General features: G+C 74.7%; 1 protein-coding gene. It reads left to right on the top strand.

What is annotated here, in order from left to right:
- A partial coding sequence (locus IF89_RS40245) for a hypothetical protein (protein ID WP_158718185.1) occupies positions 1–253 on the top strand: 253 nt, incomplete at both ends.

Genomic DNA, 253 nt, shown 5'->3' with positions numbered 1-253 from the left:
GCCTGTCACTGTCGTATGACCAGGAGTTGTCGGGTCTGGGGGTGGACCGGCAGGGCCTGGGCGCGGGCATGGGCCTGGGCCTGCCCTTCGTCGACACCGGTGAGGGCCGTGCGGTGGTGGCGGGCGGTGTCTACGAGATCGACCCCGCCGCCAGCGCCCCCGGCGGTGCCGGCTCCGGTCTGAAGCGGTTCCCCGGGGAGGGGGTGCGCTTCGAGCATGTGCCGGGGGGCAGCCTGCCCGCCCGCGACGGAGT

The organism is Streptomyces sp. NRRL F-2664, from assembly GCF_000719345.1.
GTDB lineage: Bacteria > Actinomycetota > Actinomycetes > Streptomycetales > Streptomycetaceae > Streptomyces.
Note: the sequence above shows the minus strand (reverse complement) of the source record. Positions and strands in the feature narration are given on the sequence as shown.